The following is a 22,849-nucleotide window of genomic DNA, read 5'->3' as shown; positions in this document are numbered from 1 at the left end:
TTTGTGAGTTCTATCACGGTGCCCAATTACCGTGGCAAAGGCCGCCAGCTAAGATTTTAGCAAACAATGGACGCTTTCGGCCTCGCCATCTCCGCGAATCTCAAACGGTTTAGGATCTATGACTACGCGACTTAACTTGACTCTTTCTGTCATCTGCTGTCTTTGCCTATCGACGGCGCTAAATGCCCAGGAACGATGGCCCCAGTGGCGAGGAGCGTCTCAGCAAGGGGCAACGCAAGGAAATGGATTCCCTTTGCAGTGGTCGGAAAACGAAGGCATCCAATGGAAAACTGAAATTGCAGGACAAGGGAGCAGCACCCCGGTGACGGACAGCGGAGTCGCGTACCTAACCGCCGGAAGCGATGGGAAGAATACGTTGATCGCAGTAGGGCTCGATGATGGAAAGGTTCTTTGGCAAACGCAGATTGGCGAAGATCGCGGTCAGAAGCACAAGAAAGGAGGCGGCAGTAATCCATCAGCGGTTGTCGACGATGGACTCGTCTATGCTTACTTCCGCAGCGGAGATTTGGCTTGCGTGAATGCTGATGGCAAGGTGGTTTGGCAAACCAACCTGCAGGAAGAGTTTGGCGAAGACACACTGTGGTGGGACTTGGGGTCGTCACCGTTGTTGACGCCTGATGCCGTAGTGGTCGCTGTCATGCAGACCGGCCCCAGCTATCTTGTGGCGTACGATAAGAAATCGGGAGACATGCTTTGGAAGGAAGATCGCAACGTCGATGCTCCCAAAGAAGCCGCTCAAAGTTATTCGACTCCTTTGTTAACCAAAGTGAATGGACAATCCGTGATCGCTGTCATGGGAGCCGATCACCTAACGCTGCACGATGCGTCGACCGGAAAAACCCTGGGAAGTCTTGGCGGATTCAATCCCACCAATCATGAGTTCTTCCGTTCCATTTCATCGCCGGTCGCGGCAGGCAATTTGATCGTATGTCCCTATGCTCGAGGTGAAACGATCACCTGTGTGGACATGTCCAAATTGATTGCGGGAGCCGGTGAGGATGCAATCGTTTGGTCCCGTGACGATGTGGGTAGCGATGTGCCGACTCCGGCGATCGTTGGCAAGAGTGTGTATGTGGTCAGCGATGGCAAGCAGTCTCGCGGCACGGTTTACAACCTTAACTTGAACTCAGGCGAAACGACGTGGGAAGTTTCCGTTCCCAAGTCTCGGATTGGTTTTAGCAGTTCCCCCCTCGTCGCTGGCGACCACCTGTACGTCACAGGCGAGGATGGCAAGACTCATGTGATCGGCCCGCTGTCAGCCGATCATCCTTCGGTTGTGTCCAGCAATCCTTTGTCCGACGATGAACCGTTCACTACCGCCAGTCCTGTGCCATACGACGGTGATCTGCTAATTCGCACCAAGAATTTCCTGCATCGTTTGTAGACACAGCGACGTTCCAGTGGTGGCTAAAAATCACTGGTCGTAAAGTACAAACACGAAATGGTCAGCATCACGAGTACGAAGATCGAGCAACTCAGGACGGGGCGCAGGATTTTATAGCGAATGACCTGGTTCTCATTAGCGCCGTCGTTAATCTCGACGGCGGTTTTGCCACTGATCATCGAGGCTACTGTTTCGCCAAGTTCACCGGTTTGCGGAATCACAGTTCGAAGCGGTGTGATCAACCATTGGTCGAGTCTTCGCCATCCGCTTAGGCTCGGGTTCTTCGTTGATTGACGTTCAAGCGTATCGCTGCTCAACAGATCAACCCGATCGATATGGTGAGCTACGTAAATTCGATTCTTGGCCGAGTCGAAGTAAACGCACTCCGCTTCGCGTGGACCGATAAACTCGCCCCACTTTGCTGATTCTCCGTTTGATGTTAATTCGCGAATTCGGCCGTCAGTAAGCACCGCCAGGAATCGAGCGGTTTGTTGGTCCGGGTTAAGCCCAATGACGCTCATTGCCTCGGCACCCGACGGGCATTCTATTTTCTCAATCACATTCAGCGTGTTTGCGTCGAAAATTACGGCGGGTTGTTCGGATCGCGTGACCAGCAGGCGTTCACCCGAGATAGCCAAATGAGCTTGCGAAGATTGGTCGCCTTCAAGAGTGAAGTCAGCCGTCACGGTCCACCGCGATGATTCTTGATCGTTCGAAGGAGGCTGCAGGCGCATGAGGCGAGAGCCGGTGACGGCATAGATGACGCGACCGTCGTCGGCCACGACAAGCGATCGCGGCTGCGAAAGCGATACGCGTTCGGGCAGTATCTCATGGAACCCTTGCGTTTGAGTGCCAATCATGCTGTTGAGCTTGCTGAGCCAATTGGTTTCGCCAGCATCGTTATCGGCAACCTTCGCGGCTTCCTTAGTAGCGGTTTCAATAATGTTGTCTCGGCTAGTCATTGATAGTTCGCCGGTGTTCAACGCCAAGACCGAGCCCTCACCTGCGCGAAAGAGATTTGTCGTCGCCGTGGGCAAACGCATGCTCGGTTCAGGCACCCAGTCGCTAGTCCGGCTCAGCACATTCAGCTCCGGCGCACCACTACCAAATGGGTTAAACCGTCCGTTGCGAATTCGGGCGGTAATCAAGTGATCGTCATCAAGGCGAATCGGAGCGATCACGCGATCCGCGTTCGCGGGGCCACTCTCGAAAATTTCAATCCATTTGCTTTGTGCATCGTCAAACCGAATCAATCCGCCACCCCGGGTGGTCGCGAAAACGTCGTCGCCAACGACGGTCAACTGACGGACTTGGTCGGGATTCTTTACTAGTCCATCAAACAAGGCGCCGATGAATCCAACCAGCAAGCATATGCCGCCAAAGATTACCGTGACTCCGATTGCCAAGATCGGCGAGCGCCACCGTAGACCAGCCAGTACTGAAACGCTGTAGAAAACCGAAAACAAGAACACCGATACGGGGATGCATAGCAACAGACGTGCATTCCAGATGTCCAACCGGAGGCCTGCTATCAAGTACAAGCCAAGTACTAACTGTGTCACGCATACCAACACGAAGGCGCACCCACCTATGAACTTAGCCAGCAGCAAAATCGTCCGCGAGATCGGTTTCGATAGTAGCAGATGCAACGACCCCGGTTGCAGCATGTCAGGAATGATTGATGCGGTGACCAGGATGCCTAAAAAAACGAGAATGAAGCCCAGCAACCAATTGATCATCAGCGGTAAAACAAACTGGTTGATCAACCGCTCAAACTGAGGCTTATCGACGGCCCAGCCCGTCGGAAAATCCATGCCCGCATAGGTCAAAAGAATTGCACGCTGAGACCGAGCCTGGAACACACCCGGCATGGCCGCCTCGATTCGCAATCTGGATCGGCGTCGTTTCAGCGAAGCGGACAACTCTTCGTCGCTTAGTGCATCAAGTTCTCGTAGTTCTTTGAGTCGTATCGCCGCCTTCCAAGCGTCGGCGTCGTACCAAGATGTGTCATCAAGCAAACCGTTCAGAGCGTCTACCAAGACGGAATAGGCAATCCGAACTTCATCACCTTCGCCCACAAACTGAAGTTCGCGTTTGAGATCTTCCGGCAAACTAACCGCAATGCGACCCAACGCTGTGTCGGCGCCGTCGGGGTCCACCAGTCCGCGCGCAAGCATCGCCTTCATGCGAGTGCCGTTATAGAAATCTTGCCAGCGAAAATCAGTAGTAAAATCTTCGCGGTACCCAAACGGCATTAACAACGCCAACAGGAGCCAGATCGCGACAATCGCCACCCACAGCACGCGCGACGAAAGTGCGGCGCGAAATGAATCGCTGATGATGGCTAAGTATGGTTTCAAACTCATGAGCGGTCGGTTTCCCCTACCAGACTCATGAATGTGTCCTCCAACGAGGGTTGATTGAATTCTAAATGCACAATCGAAAATCCGTTTCCACGAAGTTGGTCGACAAGATCGTCGAGGCGATGCTGATCAATCGCACCTGCTGTCTTGGGCATGATCTTCATTTGCTCGGCATTTGGCAATCGTGAGAACTCAACACTTGCGGAATCCAAACCCGAAAAACACTCACGCAGTCGACTCAAAGCTTGGTCGCGGGCACTGGCATCAAGATCACGGTCCGGCGATGCAACGCTGATAGTGATGTACGACCCAACCAAGTTGCTGGCTCGAAGCGTTTCGATGGGACCGATCGCAAGAATGTTGCCTCGCGCCATAATCGCGACTCGAGTGCAGACGAGTTCAACTTCTTGAAGAATATGGCTATTAAGGAAAATGGTTTTTCCAAGGTCTCGCAGTCGCTCGATGACTTTACGAACTTCGTTTCGACCCACCGGATCAAGCCCATCCGTAGGCTCATCCAATACAAGCAAATCGGGGTCATGCATCAGAGCTTGAGCCAAACCGAGTCGCTGGTACATCCCTTTGCTGAATCGACGAACGGATTCTCGATCACGTCCTCGAAGTCCGACCAGTTCCAGCAGTTCGTCACTGCGTCGATGGATCGATGCGGTGTCCATTTGGCTGAGTCGACCATAAAAATTCAACGCGGATCTCGCGGTGTGGTGACGGTCAACACGTAAGGATTCGGGAAGGTATCCCACTCGCTTTCGAGATGCGGAGGATCCCACCGGCGAACCAAACAGCGAAGCGCTACCGGACGTTGGCTTAACGACGCCCAAAAGCGTTTTGATAAGTGTCGTCTTACCCGCTCCATTAGGCCCGAGCAGTCCAAACACTTCGCCCGCGTATGCGTCGAGCGTCACACCGCACAATGCTTCGACCTGCTGCCGTCGATTGGTCAGCGACCACTTTCCGTACGTCTTTCGCATCTCGTGCACGCGCACGATAGGCTCGGAATCAGTAGGAAGTAAGTTCACGCGACGAGAGTACGGACAAGAAGATACGCAAGCCAAATCGAGGTCACCATGATCAAACCCGCAGCAAGCCAATGGTGTGCGGGGTGATTCCAGGTGGGGCGATGCATTTCGCGTTCGTAAAGGTGACGAAATCGTTCGCGTTGGTAGTCCGAGTCGAAAATGCCGTCTTCGACCAACTCATGCAAACCAAATTGCAGCGAATACTCTACGACTCCGTACACATTGTGGCGTCGGTCGAGTTCGTCGACGCCGATGCCCTCAAAGTACCACAGCTGATTGCCAAACACTTCGTCTGATTCAGCTCGGTCATCGGTGCAGCGCAGTTGAGACACCTCGCTTCGGTCAGGACAAAATCGAGCGCGTATTAACGCTCGAGTACAGTCGAGGCGCACCTGTCGGATTGTTCGCTCTGAAAAGCGTCTGGTCCGAGTATCTGCACTCATGAAGGACTCTCCGTAAAAAAATGCCTAGGGGAACTATCCCGCCTCAGTTTCGAATTATTGCGAGAACGTTCCCCAACGTCACCCTCAGATCGGGTTATTCCAGCGCTCGAATTGAAAAAAAAGCTGCGACCTATAATGCGTCACGACCCGGTGGTGGGGTGAATGAGCTATTACATCGTCATTCTCCTGAACCGATGGCCACTGCTAGTTCGCCTCCGCCAAAGTTTTTGTTTCCCTCACTGACGCACGTGTGCTTTGCTTATGTCGCAAGACAGTCTCGCGATGCAACCGCTGACTCGTTGTCGGCGGCGGATAATCCTGCCATGGTGGGCGGACATCAAATCGCACCGCGGCTTAAGTCCGAAGCGTTGCTCCCCCCCAAGTCCCTTTTTCATCTAGGCAGACAACCCCGTGTTTGAAAGACGTTCATTGCGAGCGCCCATCACCCTAGGTGTGGTGATGATCATCTTGGTGGTGATCCTGACTGCGGTTTGGATCGCGGGCAATTTCCTTGGGATTTACGGCTTAGAATCAACGTCGTTGTTCTATGCCCTGCTGGCGACGGGCACGATTTTGTTGGCCGTGATATTAGCGGGGGTGATCGCGTATCTGACTTTGACCGTCAAAGCGTTCAATCTCAATCGGCGGCAATCGAATTTCATCGACGCGGTGACCCACGAACTGAAAAGTCCGATCGCGTCTTTGAAGTTGTATTTGCAGACCATGAATCTGCGGGTCGTTGATGAACAGCAGCAAAAGGACTTTCACCAGTTCATGCTTGAGGATGTCGAGCGACTTGATTCGCTAATCAGTCATTTGCTGGACGCGGCCCGCATTGAACGTGGCGGCGAACCGGCGAGCGAAGAGATCGTTCGGTTGGATGATCTGCTGCGGCAATGCGGTGAGGCGACGTGCGCGAGATATCGTTTGTCGAATGAGACGGTCGACGTCAAGTCAGACCCCATTTACTTGCGGAGCCAGTTGATTCAGTTAGAAATATTGTTTCGCAACTTGATCGACAATGCAGTTAAGTATGGAGGCTCGCCGCCTGAAGTCGAAGTTTCCACCCGCGTCGAACCAAACAACCAGGTGAGCGTTTATATTCGCGACAATGGAGCTGGAATCCCTGCCAACCAACGTCGTAAGATCTTCGGGCGTTTTGTCCGGCTTGGAAGCGAGCTTGAACGAAGTACCCCCGGAACGGGATTAGGTTTGTACTTGGTCCGGACTGTCACCAAGGAATTAGGGGGCACAGTTCGTGTTGGCGATCGTTCGGAAGGTTCGGGGACCCAGTTTGAAGTTACATTGGGCCCTGTGGTCGCTGCAGACACGGCTTCTCCATCCGATGTGGAGGTGCGTGCAGATCCCAATGCAGAGCCTCAACTGAGGTCGTCTTGAACGTCGCTTCGGATTGCGAATCGTCTGGTTCTAGTTAGTTTTTCGTTTGTGTTATCCCTGAATTTTCAACGCGTATCGCCGTGGTTCATCAGCATTCCCATATCTTGGTTGTCGAAGACGAGAAGCACCTCGGTGTAGGCATTAAGTACAACCTCGAAGCCGAAGGTTATCGTGTAACCCTGGTCGAGGATGGTCCGACGGCCCTGCGCATCCTCGATGGAGCGGGCGATTCCATTGATCTTGTCGTTCTGGATTTGATGTTGCCGGGCATGAGTGGCTATTCCGTGTGCGAAGCCATCCGTGACGGTGGGATTGAAATTCCCGTCTTGATGTTGTCCGCACGAACCTTGGCCGAAGATCGGACGCGAGGTTTCGATGCCGGTGCAAACCAATACATGAGCAAGCCTTTCGAGCTCGATGAATTGTTAAGCCGGATTAAGAACTTGTTGCAAGTCAGAGCCCGAGCCAGCAAGGTTAGTCAGCGTCCCGCCGGCGCCCGACTCTCCGCGGAAAAAATAACGCAGGTTAGCTTCGGTAGCGTCAAAGCGAACTTTGACACTCACGAGGTCGAAGTCGATGGCGAGCTCGTCCGAATGACGCCCAAAGAATTGAAGTTGCTGAAGTACTTCGTTGAAAATGAAGGACGCGTGATCAGTCGCGAAGAGTTGTTGCGTGAAGTGTGGGGAGTCTCAGGGAATCTGCAAACGCGAGCGGTGGATCAGTTCATCGCCCGACTGCGCAAAATATTTGAGCCTGATAGTACCGCCCCAATTCATCTGCTGACGATTCGAGACGCGGGCTACCGGTTTGTCTTTGAGCCAAAGCAAGGCGGCTAGAGACCGAAATTACGCGTCGATGGGCAAGTCGATGGCCCTTCGTTCGTGCGGACGCTACCGCTTTCGCAAGTTCAATCCGTGAGCCGTGGCGATTAGGATCCCGCCTACGGGAGTCATCCAAACTTGGATGAAACTGACCATCGCCATAACACTGGGGCCAAACCAAGACGTGATCGCGTTGGCAGAGATCAGTGAGTGGCTCCAAATCATTCCAGCAACGGCTGCGGAGCTATCGGGCCGACGACACTGTTCGTCGCAGCAGGCTGCGGGCAACACAAAGGCCGCCGCCAATAGTAACGCTAATCCCGTCGCGGCAAGAATTTCAACCGTCGCGTCGTTGCCACGCTTGAGTCCCGGCCAAATTGCTCGAAAAATGATGACAGTACAGGCAACTGCGGCAAGTTGGTGCACGACCGGGTTTGCCAAAAATCGCACTGATGTCATCCATGGCAAAGCTGCAAGCAAGAATGGAAGACAAAGGCAGTGGATCGCGCAAGCCAGTGAAAGTAAAATCCCCAGCCGATCTGTACTCTGACCAGTCGTACCGTCATCGCAACGACAGCCGACCAAAGCCTTGTTTGGCTGGTTGGAGGCGAAATCAGGATGGAAAAGCGAGTTCGACACGGAAACTTAAATCACGCTGGGGTGGGGACTGTGAGGTCTTGCTGGCCATGCAAATGGCGGGCCTGTGCAGTACTTCGTCACGCGGGTTCTGACCCGTGAACGAAATCTTGATGCAAATGCATTTGAATTGCAAGAGGGGTCCGGTGGTTCCGGCCGCAGTTGTTTCCCAGCGGGTTGGAACGAGTCTTCGGAGCGTGGAAGAGACGTGTTTCCTGAGCGTGGAACTGGCGACTCCGCAAATGGATCAGCAGTTCCTGATTTTGGGTCCGCGCATAAAAAAAGCTCCCGGAAAGAACGAGGTCCTAGGGGGGCGGAGGACGACGCGCTTCAGTTCCGGGAGCCGGTGGATTGGTGTTCGATGAAGCCCGAGCATCCTGCATGGGGCCTACCGAAGCTCATTCAATAACAAAGCCACCGCCATGACGCCACATCCATGTGATGTCAAAATGCCGTGTGTCCGCAGTAAACAGAAAATGATTACCAGTGCGTGACCGCGTTGCATTTGAATGCCAAATGTTTTGTGTTGGCCAGGCCAACCCTCAACATGTCGCGGAGGATAGGGGCTGGCTACCAACAGGGTCAAGCCGGATTTACACACAATCAAAAAAACGTTCTTTCCCTCGTGTTTTCGAAGGAAAGAACGTCAGTGATAGACGCTAACGGTGGTGATCCAATGATCGACCGCAAACGTTTTTTCAAAAGATACGTGAGTGACCTTAGGTTGTTGTCACGGCATCAGCAAAGACAACCGGCCGCATGCCGGGCACGCGTCCGCGAACGGACATGTCCATTGCCGCTCTGACGATTTCTTCAAAGTCACTTTCCTCGGCCGCAGGGGCAATGCCGACGGAAACCATGTTCTCGCCAGTGTCCGTTTGTTTGATGCCCACTGCACCCGCTGAGCGACAAATCTGAAGTCCTCTGGCTTGAGCAGTCGACGGATCCACCGAAGGCATGCACACCAGCAATGTTGAATCGTTCTCGTAGCCCAGGCGGTCCACGGAACGCAGGGTCGCTCGAACAATCTGAACTAAGGATCGCATCGTTGTTGAGTTAGCCGGACCATTGCATGAGATCGCCATGATCGACATCGACGCACTGGTCTGAGCCCGCTTGAGGATGTCTTCAAACGTCTCTCGTAATGCGTTGTGATTAGGCAGGCTGGCAAGAGGTCCCGCCGCCACGGTCTCTGAGGTCGAAGGATCGCTCGGCGGAGAGTTTTTGCTCGCCTGTTCGCCTTCGCTACCGCCGATCATTTCGTCATCATCGAGGGAAAAGACGTCGTCCAAGTCGATCGAAGCCGCTTCGATGGACGCAGATTCTCGTTCGGGTGCTTGATCAGGCGAAGCCAGGTTACTGATTCGTTTTGCTTGGATCAGGGTGGCTTTGGAGCGTTTCATGCTGTGGCCGCAGTCTCGTCCTTTCTCCTTGGACCGATAGAGACCATCATCAGCACGTTGAACCCATTGTTCGATGGATTCGTCGGACTCCAGAGCGGCGACGCCGACTGATGCAGTTACGCGAAGCCGTTTTCCTTCAAACAGAATCTCACGCTGACTAATTGCCATGCGGGCGGATTCGACAAGCAGGGAGGCTTCTTCCAAGCTCTTGCCATCCAAAATGATCGCGAACTCCTCGCCACCGTATCGAGCCACAAGACCGTGTTTGTTCAATCGTGAGTGCATCATACCAGCGACGACTCTCAAGACCTCATCGCCCGCACGGTGGCCGTACACATCGTTGAATTTCTTGAAGTGGTCGACATCGAGCATCGCCAGCGAACCGGCCTTCCCGGTTCCAAGAGCGTGTTGAGATTGCAAATGCTTATCAAAGGCGGCGCGGTTGGCCACGCGGGTCAGGGCATCGGTCTCTGCTCGTCGTTCCGCTGACTCAATCTGCAATGCTTGTTCATGAATGCGGTCGTGAGCATCCTGAAGCTGATTTTGCATCGTTTCGTTCGACGCGATCAGCTCGTGAATGGCTTCAAGCACCGCTTCGGGAGCCTGGGTTTGATTATTGGTCAACGTGTGATTGACCTCTTTGACGCGAGTTTGATGAGCGTCGACGTCTGCTGCCATCGTCTTGGCATAGGACTGTAATTGCTCTGCCACTGCCGCAATGCGTTTTTGCTTGGCTTCCATCGTTTCGACGGGAACCGACTCGGTTGCAAGTTCCGCCGCAGCGGTTTTTCGAGGAACGTTCGGTGGTGCGCCTTGTCGGCTGAGGGCGTTCATGACCCAACCGCAAGCAACACCTCCGCCACCGCAACTAAGCGGAATGAAATAATCGAGCCAAATCATGCGTTTTCTATCCAATGCGTCGTGTGGATTCCCCAGAATTTCTTAGGTTGCTGCTGACCAAGGTCAAACCACACCCTGCCATAGTTGCATGTCTTTGCGTTTAAAAACCGTTCGTTCCCTCCTAATCGGCATAACCCAATTCGAGAGGTTTCACATTGAGCATGTCGCTACAGCGGAGGGTGTTGAACGAACAAAAGGATTGCTAGCAACGCGTATGGACTGCGGTGTCTCTGGCGATCGTCTCGAAGGTTCGCGTTGAACGGGTTGGAATTGCTTCGCAAGTTTGCCAATGGGCGTTTTTACTTTTTCGCATAGGCAAATTCTTAGAGATGTGGGATAGTTCAGAGGTTGTGAATGCTCTGATCGTTCACCGCACGCTGCTTAAGGTTTCGCTGAAAGATAACGGATGATTAAGACACCTAATAAAGACGTTGCCGATGCGGCTAACGCCGCGTTGGCGAAAAGCTCAGTTCGCGAATTGCGTATGATCCGCGTGGATCGAAGCAACAATGACTTGCAGCTAACTGGCAGCGTTCGCAGTTTCTACCACAAGCAACTCGCTCAAGAGGCCGTGCGAAGCGTCGCATGCGGTTTGCGAGTCATCAACCGAGTGGACGTCGCGTCTTAAGAACGCGACGCCCTGATTTGCGTTCGTCCAGAACGGTTGCTTCGTCTGGACTTGTCGTTTTTCGAGAACCAGAACTGGTCCTGATTCAACGCTGGGCTGTTTTCACTCTTGCTCAGGCACGATTTCGCCGTAGAACGTGACTCGGTCGATATGGAAAATGCCGGGCTTGGTTAGTCCAATCTTTGCATACTTGATCGGCTGATCCATCGAGAGCCCGAATGACCAGTCGGGATAAGCTTCGTCGCTATGCCAGACTTGGGTCCACTCTACACCATCGTTGCTTGTCCACATTGCGATGCCTTTCGCTCGGTCGTGAAAAACGGCATCCCGGCGATTAAAGATCTTCACGTGTCCCACCTTGGTCGGTTCATTAAACCGAATCACGACGAAGTTTTGGTCTGTGGGCTTATTGGGCGAATGAACAGCGAAACTGTAGTTCCGAACTCCTTCGTGACTTAGAAGGTGTGTAGCCTCTTCGTTCAACCCCGCTGGAAAACCCGGACCAAGCTTGACGTGAGTCTGACGCGATACTTCTTTGAGGCCATTGTTACTTTGAAGGTTGTAGTCGAGGTTCGGATTTGTGGCGATCCAGTCGCCCATCAGAAACGCTAACAGGTCCAAAAACTCTTTGGGAGCGATTGTTTCTGTCAAGCCTTCGGGCATGCTGCTAGCGTTCATGTCCTTACGGATTTCGATGTCATCCTTCAGGATCGTTTTCTGTTTTCCATCCGCAATTCCCAGTGTGATTTGGTCATCATCTTCGGACAAAATGAAACCGTTGGTCGCGACACCGTCGAAATCCAGAACCATGATGGTCTCGTATCCCTTGGCGATACTCTCGTTGGGCCAAACGATCGAACGAATGATTTCCTCTTTGCTCATTCGATCACCAAGTCCGCTCAGTTGCGGACCGAACTTCTTGCCCAGCTCACCGTGTTGGTGACACGCCGCACAAACGCGAGTAAACACTGTCTTACCGACATCACGGTCACCCTTCGCCGCGGCAACAACTTCCAAAAGTGCTTTTTGCTTGTCGTTTGCCTTGGCGTCAACGTTCACCAGAACTTTTAGAGGTTTGTGAACATCGGCTCCAGGGCCGCGAGCAATCTTGTAGTCGTTTAAGAACGTCTTGGCCGCTGGCGATAGCGACGCCATCAATCTCTCGTCGTCCGCCTTTTCCCAAATCGGACCCAACGCCTGCAATGCGTGCTCAAGGACGTAGTCAATCCATTTGTCACGCGACTCGGCCGCAACCGAAACGGCAATTTGGACAGCCTCTTCGGTCGGTTGCAAACTCGCGGCACGTACGGTTTCTAAGCGAACGCGTGGGTGCTCGTCTTGTGCTCCCTTCCAAAGTAATTCGTTAGGGTTTTGCAGATATCGCCATTCATTGCCGATCACATGAATCGCGGCGGCGCGATAGCGGAAATCCTTCTCGGCAAGCAATCGCTCGACCAAGTCGCGATCCACCGCATGCATCATTTCTTGCACCCAAAGAGCCTCACGCAGTGCATCGGGATCTTGACTCGATTTCGTCCAAGCGTCGATCGCAGCAAGGACTTCGTCGCGATCCCGACCCAGCAGTTCACGCCGAGCTCGATAGCGAGTTCGTGTTTCGAACGCCGTGAGTTGCTCGATGACTTCTTCGATCGAACGATAAGCCTGGGTAACGACGGGCAACAAAGGCTTGTCCTTGTAGAACATTCGATAGATGCGGCCGTGTTGATGATCGCGATTGGGGTCTCGCTGCGAATATTGCATGTGTCCAATCAACGCGTTGCACCAATCACCAAACCACAACGCACCGTCGGGGCCAATTTTGGGGTCAACCGGTCGGAAGAACATGTCGGTGGACTCGAGAAAGTTGTCAACTCGTTTGCCGGTGAGCCCACACGTATCGGCGTCGTCACCAATCTCGAACGCGGGCATCCCGTGCAGGTTGATGACGCAGGCGTAGATTAATTGATTGTGATAGTCATCAGGGAATTGCCTTGTTCTAAGAATTTCATTACCCGCGGCCGGTCGAATGCCTTCGTTGTTGAAGATCGCGTCGACGCTACTGCGGGTATCAACTTCGCCGCTAGAAAGAATATTCGTCCAGTGTTGTTGGGCATTGGTTCCATCACCAATGATCCCGTTACCGTCTTTATCGAACACAAGGCACCATGGGTTGTATTGCCCAGGCGTGCGGAAGTGGCTGATTCGTTGGCTTTCCAAATCCCAAACGTAGGCTCCCGAAGCTCCGTTTTGACGTTTTGGGCCCCACGGCGTTTCCAATGTCGTTGACATCGCAATGCCTTCGAGCATGTGCAATCGCCCACCCGGCGAGTATTCCCATGCTCCCATCGCGTGGTGGGTGTCATCCGTGCCAATGCCATCGAGAAGATGAGTGACTTCGTCGGCAACGTCATCGCCGTCGGTATCTCGCAAGAACAAAATTCGTGGTTCGTCGATAACCAACACGCCATCCTTGTAGAACTCAAACCCAGTCGGACAAATCAGTTTGTCGTAGAACGTTTTGCAGACATCGGCTTTTCCATCGTTGTCGGTGTCTTCGAAAATAAGCAACCGATCATCTGGCTTCACTTTGCCGGGCAACCACTGGGGATAGTTGACCATGCACGAAACCCAAAGCCGTCCGCGACTATCGAACTCAGTTTGAGTTGGATTTGCGAGTTCCGGAAACTCTCGTTCCGAAGCAAAGAGTTTGACCTCAAAACCCTCGGGAATGGTCATTTGCGAGATCGATGCTTCGGGCGTTGGATACTCCAACGTCTTGGGTTCTCTCATTTCCCGGAAAGAATCATCGCGAGACCCAAACATTGTTTCTGGAATAAACACCTCACCAGTTCCCGAGTCATCTGGTTCATCGGGAACAGGGTTACCGGTGGCCAAATCCCAAAGGTACCGATCGCGAACGTCAACCATCTTGCGGATCTTCTGGAACTCGCCGGGGAAGGTTTCAGTGTCCCAAGTTCTTCGTCCGCCATAAACATACCAGCCATTGAGCATGCGGTAGTCTTGAAGGTGAAGCCATGATTTTTCGTTGACGATCTTGCGAATGCGTTCGAAGGTATCAGCGTTGGTCGACGTGACGGCCGGACCAAATAACTCGCGTTCAAGGATTTCGGCAACCAACGAGTCGCCATCTTCATTTAAGTGAATGCCGTTGATAGTGAACTGAGTGCCCGGTGTTTCAGCAAAGGCTTGCGAGGTCGGATGGAACAGGTCCACGAATCCATGCCCGTCGGTTTGGGCAACCTCTTTAACGACTGCCGCGTAGGCTTCAAGGTTCTTGTTTTCCTCCACACCATCTGGTTGCACCGGATTTCCGCTGCTTTCAAAGGCAACGGGCGATACCAAAACAAACCGAGGATTGCGGCCATCGACTGCCAATCGTTTAGTTTCCGAATCAATGTACTTGCGATAGTCGCTTGCGAACTTAGCGAGCGTGGCTTCGTCGCGACCATCGAATGATTCGTTGAAACCAAAGAAGCAGACCAACATATCGGGACGGAACACCAGATACGGGTCGTCAATCTGCGTGTAGTTTCCGGGACGCTGTTGAATGGACACCGCATCGGCGGGCCAGCCAAAGTTTCGAATGACCGGCTGCTTGTCCGCCAAACGCAACTGCAGACGAGTTTCGAAGTGGCCAAAAAGGTTCATCCGTTCAGCGGTCGAGTTGCCAACCAACGCAATGCGTTGATTGGGTTCGATCTTTATCTCGTTTGCCGAAGGTGTTTCGGCAACCGCGAAAGGGGGGAATAAGACAAGGAAGGCGACAATCGTGGCGCTAAGACGAGCGCGAACAGCGACAACTGCTTCAAGCATGGGAAGATTCGGTGCTATCGAGAAAAGGCAGAGAGGCCTTTGGGCGGGCGGGTAGTCGGCGGGGCCGTAACAGCCACTATTGTAACTAGAAAGTTAGAATCAGCGACAACGGGTTGACTTGAGATCGCCAGCGATCGGTCGCCCACGGCAATCGAGACGGCTCTTTTAGACTAGACTGATAGCCTCTCCCACCTCGGTGCGATTCTTAACCACTGAACCCCCAACCCCAGGTAGTCCTACCCCATGCGATTGTCGTTGCCGCTTCCCTTTTTGTTGAGTCTGCTGCTCTTAGTTTTCTCAGTTCATCACCAGGTCGAATCCGCCGAAACGTGGCAGATCCAGGAAGGCGATCATCTTTGTCTGGTGGGAAACGCTCTGGGCGAACGGTTGCAGCACCACAACGAGTGGGAATCGCAGTTGCATCTTCGGTTTCCAAGCCACGAGCTCGTCGTGCGAAATCTTTGTTTCCCAGGCGACGAACCCTTCGAGCGAATTCGCTCCGAAAATTTTGGCGAACCTGACCAACACCTGCGTCACAGTGCCGCGTCTGCGATTTTGTATTTTTTCGGATTCAATGAATCATTCGATGGGGCTGCTGGGGTAGCCGACTTCACTGAAGATTTAACTCGTTTGGTGAACGAAACGAAAGCAAAGGATTACGGCCGCGGTGCACCACGGATTGCCTTGGTAACTCCGATCGCCTTTGAAGATACCGGTGATCCGAAATTGCCCGACGCAGACGCTCGAAACGAGAATATTAAGCTGTACCGCGACGCGATCATTCAGGTCGCCGCGGATACCGGCGTAGTCGTGGCTGATGTTTATTCGCCCACGTTAGAGTTGTTCGCTGATACGCCAGAACGTTTGACGTTGAATGGTTGTCACTTGAACGAAGTTGGCTACGCAGCGTTCGCAAAGATCTTGAACGATGCGTTATTTGGTCCGGCATCGGTAACGCCAGTCAGTGCCGAGTTGAAGGCCGCCGTTGACGATAAGAATTTCCACTGGTGGCATCGTTATCGCGCGGTGAATGGCTTTTCGATATACGGCGGCCGTGGAAAAGCGGGCACGGATGGTTCGGGGACATACAACAACACGGACGTGATGGAACGCGAACGAGCGATCCTCGACCAGATGACCGCGAACCGTGACCAGCGTGTCTGGGCGTTGGCGAGTGGCCAGTCGGTTGATGATTCCATCGACGATTCCAACACCCTGCCCTTCTTGAACCCGACCACGAATGTGGGTGGCGCGAACGACGAGAACGCCAAACGCGGCAAGCTCGGTTCCTTGGAATACTTAACCGCCCTGGAACAGCAGGAACTCTTTGACGTCCACGAGGACTTCGAAATTCAATTGGTCGCATCCGAAGAAGAGTTTCCCGAACTCGCCAATCCCGTGGCACTGAATTTTGACAACCAGGGGCGTTTGATGGTGGCCACGATGCCGTCGTATCCTCACTGGAAACCCAAGACAAAGCTGGACGACAAGATTCTGATTTTGAAAGACGTCGACCAGGACGGGAAAACCGACGAAGTGAAGGTTTTCGCTGGCGAACTTCATCAGCCGACGGGATTCGAGGTCACTGCCGATGGCGTTTGGGTCGCTGAACAACCTGATATTTTGCTGTTGACCGATACGGACGGCGACGATGTTGCCGATGTTCGAACCCGAAAGTTGTTTGGATTTGACACTGCTGATTCGCACCACGGAATCTCGGCGTTTGAATGGGGGCCGGGTGGGAATTTGTACTTCCAAGAAGGCACGTTCAAGTTTTCTCAGGTCGAGACACCTTATGGCCTTCGAAGACTCAGCGAAGCCGGCGTTTGGCGGTATCACCCCAAGAACGAGAACTTAGATGTTTTCAGCAACTTTGCCTTCGCAAATCCCTGGGGACATGTGTTCGATCGTTGGGGGCAAAACTTTATCGGCGATGCTTCCCCAGGACGATCGTACTTTGCAGCTCCGATTTCCGGCCGCATTGATCATCCGTTAAAGCATCCAGGTGGCAGCCAGCACCGTCGCATTGCGTCCATTGCCGGTGGTGACCCCTCTTACCAATTCCCCACCTTCTATCCGATGCGAATTCGGCCGTTGTCAGGGTGCGCGATGATTTCGAGTCGTCATTTCCCCGATGACATGCAAGGCAACTTTTTGGTGACCAATGTGATCGGTGACCGAGGCGTGCTTAATCATGAAGTGCGAGAGGATGGTTCGAGCTTCCAAGGCAAAGAGGTTGCTCCTTTGCTGCTTTGTCGTGATGGCAACTTCCGGCCCGTCGACGTTCAAATCGCTCCCGATGGCTCGCTCTACATAGTCGATTGGCACAATGCGTTGATCGGCCACCTGCAGCACAATCTGCGAGACCCCAGTCGCGACCACAGTCACGGTCGAATTTGGCGAATCAAACATAAGACTCGTCCGTTGCTGGATCCTCCTCGAATCGCGGGACAACCGATTTTCGATTTGTTGGACTTGTTGAAGTCACCCGAAGATCGCACCAGGTATCGCGCCCGTCGTGAATTGGCATCTCGGGACTCAAACGAAGTGGCAGCGGCCATCAAGACTTGGGTCGACGATCTGCCTTCGGATGATCCAGAGTACCAGCATCATCTGATGGAAGGGCTTTGGATGTTGCAGACTCACCATGTCATTGACGAGTCGATGCTCGATCGGATGCTCCAATCCCCCGATCACAGAGCACGCGCCGCCGCCACCCGAGTCCTGTCGTTCTGGCTAGATGACGTCGTTGATCCTTTGTCAAAACTTGAGTTGTGCATTCACGATGAGCATCCTCGCGTGCGACTCGAAGCGGTTCGTGCGCTTAGTTACATGCAGGGCGACGAAGTCATTCGACTTGCTCTCGCGGTGCTTGACCACGACATGGATAAGTTCTTGCAATACACGCTCGACGAAGCGATGCGTCGCTACGAACAAATCAGTCCTGATGGTTTGCGGTTGTATTCCGATGTTAGCCTTGAAGCGGTTGCGTACCAAGTCAATCGCTTAAGTGACCACGCATTGTTAGCGTCGAAGCGAGATTCTAGCGACCCTAACTCGATTCCTTTGTACACAGAAATTCTTAAGCGTTCCGCGATCACGCCTCAGCAACGGGAGGAAGCTGTGATGTCGCTCGCAAAACTGACCGGTTCGAGTCCGGTTTCAGTCTTGCTGGATGCCATTGGGCGTTTGGATTCCAAGTCGGCTGCTGAAATGGCGGCGGCCAACAAGTTGGCTAGTCGCTTGTTTGAGGTCGAACCACGTGAATTGAAATCGCAACTGGGAGAAATCAAATCGAGAGTTCAATCGACAAGCGGAATTCAGCGTTCTGCAGCGATTGCTGCTTGTATCTTGGCGGGTGACGAATCGAAAGTATTTGATCTGGCATCGAAGAATAAAGCTGCAACCATAGATTATTTCGTGTCAATCTCGATGTTGCCAAAGGTTGAACAACGCAATGCGTTGAGGCACCGGGTAGCCCCCGTTATTGCATCCCAGAGTCCTCCGAGTGTTCGCCGAGCGGCTCTGAAAGCGATCGGTTCAATCAGCGAAAACAGCCAAGAATCGTTTTCGCTTGTTGCACCGTTGGTCGGTGATCCTGGTTTTCACAACATTGCCATCGATACGCTTTTGAAGTTACCGCGTGGTTCGGCGGACGAAGCGACGGGCAAGGCGTTGTTGGAAGAGTTGGTAGTCGGAGCTGAAAAAACACCGCCCGCGAAACGTACGACTCGTGAATTTACCGCAGCGATGCAATTGGCAGATCGTTTGATGGGGGCGGTGCCAGCGGATCTGGCCAAGTCCGCTCGCGAGCGCTTGCGAGAGATCACGGTGCGTTTGATTCGTATCAAGACCGTCGAAGAAGAAATGAGATACGATCTGGAGTACTTCGCCGTTCAAGCTGGCCGGCCGGTACAGATTGTTCTAGAGAACCACGATTTGATGCCTCACAACTTGGTCATTACCCAGCCCGGCGCATTGAAGGAAGTCGCGGGGTTGGGATTGCAAGCGGGACCAAACGGCGGTTGGAAAAATTTACCCTACGTGCCCAAGTCGGACCTTGTTATTCAGGCAACCGGCATGGTCGACGCGAATCGCGAAACGCGATTGACCTTCAAAGCTCCTGACACACCAGGGGAATACCCGTACGTTTGCACATTCCCTCAACACTGGTACCGAATGTATGGCGTCATGGTGGTGGTCGATGATCTGGATGCTTTTCTGCGTGATCCTGTCAAACCGGCAAATCCCATCGGCAGCAATCGTACGTTTATTGCCAATTGGTCCATGAGCGATTTCGATAACATCGAAGAAGGTCTTAAAGGGAGGTCTGCCGAAATTGGCAGTCGTATTTTCGTCGAAGCTTCCTGTGCCGGATGCCACAAGGCAGAAGGAGTCGGTGGCGTTGTTGGACCCGACTTGACGGACTTGTACGCTCGCGTCAAAGGAGACCACGCGGCAGTGCTGCGATCGATTCTCGATCCTTCTCACACCGTTGATGAAAAGTACGCAATGCGAAAAATATTGACCTTCGATGGCAAGTCGTTGGCCGGTGTTGTCGTCGCGGAAGATGACGACACAGTCGAGCTAATCATGGGAGCCGAAGCATCGGCACCGACCGTGATTGCCAAGGATGATATCGACGTGATGCAGGTATCAACCATTTCGATGATGCCCAAGGCATTGATGGATCAGTTCACGAAGGATGAAGTGTTTGAGTTGATGTCATATCTGAAGCACATCAACGACACTAATGCTTCGGCGAAGTAGCGATATCCTGGCAAAACAACGTCGGCTGGTCTTTCTTGAATGTGATCTGCTGCACGTGCTGTCCACCAAGGGCAGCACCTGCAGACATTTGCTTGAGTATCTCCTAGGGGGCGTTATGACTACGGCTCTTTAGGCTTAGTCGGGGTCTAACTGGAGCTTACTTAGGCCTAGTCGGGGCCTGTCCGGGCCTTGTCTGGCAATGAACGGATTCGTTGGCGGGGTGTCCAGCGGACGGCCAGTCTATCGAGTGAGCGGGGCATCGCGGCTGTCACGTCTTAAAGACGGTCCCTACGACCCGCATTACCGGACAAAGTCTGGATTCTGGTCTCAGAATTTGTCTAGGGATGGTTCATGGACTATTCTTGCCAACTAGACAATTCACGGATCCCGCGTTGCTATGCGGGACCAAAATCGGATGTTTCCCTCCCTCATTGAATCGCTGACATGATCTATTTTCTCGGCTGGGTCGCCTTCCTGGTGTGCGTGCTGTCCGCAATCCCGATTGCAACCGTTCTAGAACGCCGAAAGTATCGACCTAAAGCTGCGCCGGTTGAGGAAGAGCAATCACTTGAGGAACTGTTGGAGTCGGAACCCGAAGAGGTGGTCGAAGGCGAGTTGGAAAAACGTCTGCGTCGATTGAAACTCGCTGCGGAGGGTATGTCGCAGGAAGAAATGTATGCCCATGCTCAAGCGACACTGGCGCTGGCAACTATGTTGGAGAACAAGGAACGCTACAGCGACGCGAATAGCGCGGTCGAAATTCTCGTCAACCAACCTGGCATTGGCGACCACTACCTTATTCTCGCACTAGTCAAGCGGATCGTGCTGTTGAAGACGTTGGGCATGGACGAACAAATCCCCGAGACCGAAGAAGAGCTTCGGAATACCTACATGAGGTTGCAGCAGAACGAACCGCAAGTGCTTGACATGTTGGCGTCGGAATTAAGCGATAGCGAGCTTGAAACCTATCGAGCGATCTTCGGATAGGTATCAGGATCGTCGAAGTTCGAATCGATGACTAACGAGGTCGAACTAAGCGTTCTAAGTAGTCATCTGCATCTTGTTGCATCGTTGACTCGTAACCGCCCGATTTCTCGGGCTTCTGTGCAGGTGGAAACAACGTGATTCCACTGTCTTGCCAAGCGAGACTGAATCGCCCCAGCATCGCAATCATCGCCGGGATCATTGAAGCGATAGACGATATTAGCAATGGCACAAGCATCATTTGCAACATCAAGCCCGGTTCAATGACAAAGCTTGATCGACCATCAAGTTGCATGCCTACGGATGTGAAAGCATCCATCGCCGTGATCGCGATGCCAGCGAAGAATGGCAACAAGCACAACGGCAAGAAAAAGCTTATCAGTTGAATGTGCTTTGCCTTGAAAGTCAGGTAACACGCCACCGCTGTCAAACCCAGACCAAGCACGCAAACAATCACTAAAAACGGAATTCCGCAAAGGTCAGTCAAAAGGCTCAGGTTCATCGAAGTGTGGCTCATCGAGAGAAGGAAGGGATCAGTCGAGGTTGGCAATCGGCTACCAATGCAAAGAGAAACGCACGAGAGAGTATCTGTCTAGCAACGCGTTCGGATTGCGGATCGAGTTCTTGAAAACTTCATGAAGAACGCGGTGGGGGCGATAAACTCGGGCACTTAGCTAAAAGTGCGCGACGCGCCAATAAAAGAACCGCCTTGGGAAAGACTCCCAAGGCGGAATAGGCGGCGCTTCGTGTAATCCGATGGCTCAAACGGCTTGCATGACTTCCATTTCCTTTGCCAATCGCTTTCGAGCGACGTGCAAACGACGTTTGATCGTTCCCACGGGCGCGTCGAATTCATTGCTCATTTCGATCAACGTTTTGCTTTGCAAGTAGAACGCCGTCAGCGTTTGCTGGTCGAGCGAACCAAGTCGATCGATGTGGTCACGAACTGATGCCGCTTCCTCGCGATCTTGAGCCGAGTCCTCTGGCGATTCCGTCGACAAGCAGTTCGCTTGCAACGTATCTGGATCACATGCCAGAGCAATTCGACTACGAGTCATTCGGTTGATCGCCATGCGGTGAACGATTCGTCGCAACCAGCCACCAAAGGCCTCGGGCACTCGCAACTGATCGATCTTTTGCATCGCTTGGATGAATACATCTTGAGCCAACTCTTCGGCTTCATCCACGTTACGAACTCGTCGCATTGCCAATGCCACGATTGCACCACGGTATCGTTCGAAAAGCAAACCGAAGGCGTCTCGGTCACCAGCTTGAGCGCTGCGGACCAAGTCAGCAACCGTTCGCGCTTCGTTGCAGAGGCTTTCAGGGTTCTTGAAGTCAGTATTGTTGAAGATCGTGTTGTCGGTGAAATTCATATTCAATTCCTTCGCTATGAAATTCCAACGAAATGCCTGGTGTCACGTAAGCCGGTTAGGGTGTTGCTCGTTGACTTGGGCTAGTGTTCGCGGCGAGGCCAGTTTGCCGTTGACGCGATTGTCTCGTTGGAATTGGCACTTAACCGCCGAGCCGAAGCGAGCGATTCAGAGCCGTGGTAGTCGTGTCGAAGGCTGGATTGAAGAGCGTGATCGTTCGCGAACGTGTTAGGGTCACGTGTCGAGAAGCAGCGGCGAGGTAGTCGCAAGAGCTTCAGGACTAAATCAGGAACATCAAAACAGCATCGGGGTCATCAAACAAAGCACAGAAACCGTGGTGCCAAATCGGTGAGGGTGTCACCGACAAAGACCAGGTCTTGCAAAGTTGAATGGAAAGCTTCGAGGTTGGCGTTTAGCCGACCATCCGATTGGCACGAGTGTGCGAGGAGGATGGTTCCGCGGAGCTTGCCGGACAACTTGTCAGCATCAGTAGGTGTTGATGCTGCCGCGTATCGGTCCGTTTACTCCAGCCAAAGAGGCTGGGTTTACCGCCGAGTAGGCCGGATCCGCTGGCTAGCAGGGATATGGCTGTCGTCGGCTGGCCGTTGGAATTGCACCAACTGCCTGGCGTTACGGACCCTCTCGCGATTGACCCCGTGGGCCCATAGGCCCACGACATGGCATGCCGCGTCGAATAAAGACCATGGGCACCAAGGAATCCCTTGACGTCGTTGCGCAACGAAATGGCTTTAATCTCACGGACCATGGCAAAGACCATGCGGCGTGTGATGACGGCGATCGGTTGTTCAAAACGCATTGGAAGCCTCCAGTGCACTGGCAATTCAGCGCGGCTG

At 53.2% G+C, this 22,849-nt stretch carries 14 protein-coding genes; 6 read left to right on the top strand and 8 right to left on the bottom strand.

Translation table 11 applies throughout. The features are described from left to right. Positions 1 to 118 precede the first annotated feature (118 nt). Complete coding sequence (locus tag Pla22_RS01750) at positions 119 to 1,405, top strand: PQQ-binding-like beta-propeller repeat protein (RefSeq protein ID WP_146513059.1); 1,287 nt, start codon at positions 119 to 121, stop codon at positions 1,403 to 1,405. Between the two features lie 23 nt (positions 1,406 to 1,428). Here the strand turns inward: Pla22_RS01750 and Pla22_RS01745 are convergent, their stop codons facing one another. The 3 genes from Pla22_RS01745 to Pla22_RS01735 are packed head-to-tail and all read right to left on the bottom strand — an operon-like array spanning position 1,429 to position 5,137. Further along, complete coding sequence (locus tag Pla22_RS01745) at positions 1,429 to 3,771, bottom strand: ABC transporter permease (RefSeq protein ID WP_146513058.1); 2,343 nt, start codon at positions 3,769 to 3,771, stop codon at positions 1,429 to 1,431. Further along, the gene (locus Pla22_RS01740) at positions 3,768 to 4,757 is read right to left on the bottom strand and encodes an ABC transporter ATP-binding protein (protein ID WP_146513057.1); all 990 of its coding nucleotides are present in this window, start codon (positions 4,755 to 4,757) and stop codon (positions 3,768 to 3,770) included. Before Pla22_RS01740 ends, Pla22_RS01745 begins: the two co-directional genes overlap by 4 nt. Before the next feature lie 44 nt (positions 4,758 to 4,801). Next, the gene (locus Pla22_RS01735; RefSeq protein WP_242631741.1) at positions 4,802 to 5,137 is read right to left on the bottom strand and encodes a hypothetical protein; all 336 of its coding nucleotides are present in this window, start codon (positions 5,135 to 5,137) and stop codon (positions 4,802 to 4,804) included. 522 nt (positions 5,138 to 5,659) lie between these two features. Between Pla22_RS01735 and Pla22_RS01730 the strand changes: the two genes are divergently transcribed. Further along, positions 5,660 to 6,646, top strand: coding sequence for a sensor histidine kinase (locus Pla22_RS01730; RefSeq protein ID WP_242631740.1), 987 nt, complete (start codon positions 5,660 to 5,662; stop codon positions 6,644 to 6,646). 80 nt (positions 6,647 to 6,726) lie between these two features. Next, positions 6,727 to 7,482, top strand: coding sequence for a response regulator transcription factor (locus Pla22_RS01725; protein WP_242631739.1), 756 nt, complete (start codon positions 6,727 to 6,729; stop codon positions 7,480 to 7,482). A gap of 54 nt (positions 7,483 to 7,536) precedes the next feature. Here Pla22_RS01725 and Pla22_RS01720 read toward each other — a convergent pair whose 3' ends face one another. Both Pla22_RS01720 and Pla22_RS01715 read right to left on the bottom strand, forming a co-directional pair. Next, complete coding sequence (locus Pla22_RS01720; RefSeq protein ID WP_146513055.1) at positions 7,537 to 8,106, bottom strand: MerC domain-containing protein; 570 nt, start codon at positions 8,104 to 8,106, stop codon at positions 7,537 to 7,539. A 716-nt stretch (positions 8,107 to 8,822) separates the two neighbouring features. After that, positions 8,823 to 10,406: a GGDEF domain-containing protein gene (locus Pla22_RS01715; RefSeq protein WP_146513054.1), complete on the bottom strand. Its 1,584-nt coding sequence runs from the start codon at positions 10,404 to 10,406 to the stop codon at positions 8,823 to 8,825. 406 nt (positions 10,407 to 10,812) lie between these two features. Between Pla22_RS01715 and Pla22_RS01710 the strand changes: the two genes are divergently transcribed. Continuing rightward, the gene (locus tag Pla22_RS01710; protein ID WP_146513053.1) at positions 10,813 to 11,034 is read left to right on the top strand and encodes a BON domain-containing protein; all 222 of its coding nucleotides are present in this window, start codon (positions 10,813 to 10,815) and stop codon (positions 11,032 to 11,034) included. 102 nt (positions 11,035 to 11,136) lie between these two features. On the opposite strand, the gene Pla22_RS01705 is transcribed toward Pla22_RS01710, so the two are convergent. Beyond that, positions 11,137 to 14,868 carry a PVC-type heme-binding CxxCH protein gene (locus Pla22_RS01705; RefSeq protein WP_146513052.1) on the bottom strand — a complete coding sequence of 1,244 codons (3,732 nt, stop codon included), beginning with the start codon at positions 14,866 to 14,868 and terminating at the stop codon, positions 11,137 to 11,139. 243 nt (positions 14,869 to 15,111) lie between these two features. On the opposite strand from Pla22_RS01705, the gene Pla22_RS01700 reads away from it, so the two are divergent. Together Pla22_RS01700 and Pla22_RS01695 are read left to right on the top strand one after the other, a co-directional pair. Continuing rightward, on the top strand, positions 15,112 to 19,638 hold the full coding sequence (locus tag Pla22_RS01700) for a PVC-type heme-binding CxxCH protein (RefSeq protein WP_242631738.1): 4,527 nt from the start codon (positions 15,112 to 15,114) through the stop codon (positions 19,636 to 19,638). Between the two features lie 444 nt (positions 19,639 to 20,082). Next, a complete protein-coding gene (locus Pla22_RS01695; protein ID WP_146513051.1) occupies positions 20,083 to 20,625 on the top strand; it encodes a hypothetical protein in 543 nt (180 codons plus the stop codon). Positions 20,626 to 20,656: 31 nt separating this feature from the next. Here Pla22_RS01695 and Pla22_RS01690 read toward each other — a convergent pair whose 3' ends face one another. Continuing rightward, positions 20,657 to 21,124 (bottom strand): hypothetical protein, encoded by a 468-nt coding sequence (locus Pla22_RS01690; protein ID WP_146513050.1) that lies wholly within the window; start codon positions 21,122 to 21,124, stop codon positions 20,657 to 20,659. 259 nt (positions 21,125 to 21,383) lie between these two features. Next, positions 21,384 to 21,998: an RNA polymerase sigma factor gene (locus tag Pla22_RS01685; RefSeq protein ID WP_146513049.1), complete on the bottom strand. Its 615-nt coding sequence runs from the start codon at positions 21,996 to 21,998 to the stop codon at positions 21,384 to 21,386. Positions 21,999 to 22,849: the final 851 nt, after the last annotated feature.

The sequence above is a fragment of the Rubripirellula amarantea genome (assembly GCF_007859865.1).
Classification (GTDB): Bacteria; Planctomycetota; Planctomycetia; order Pirellulales; family Pirellulaceae; genus Rubripirellula; species Rubripirellula amarantea.
The sequence above is the reverse complement of the archived record's forward strand: the minus strand, read 5'-3'. Positions and strand labels throughout refer to the sequence as shown.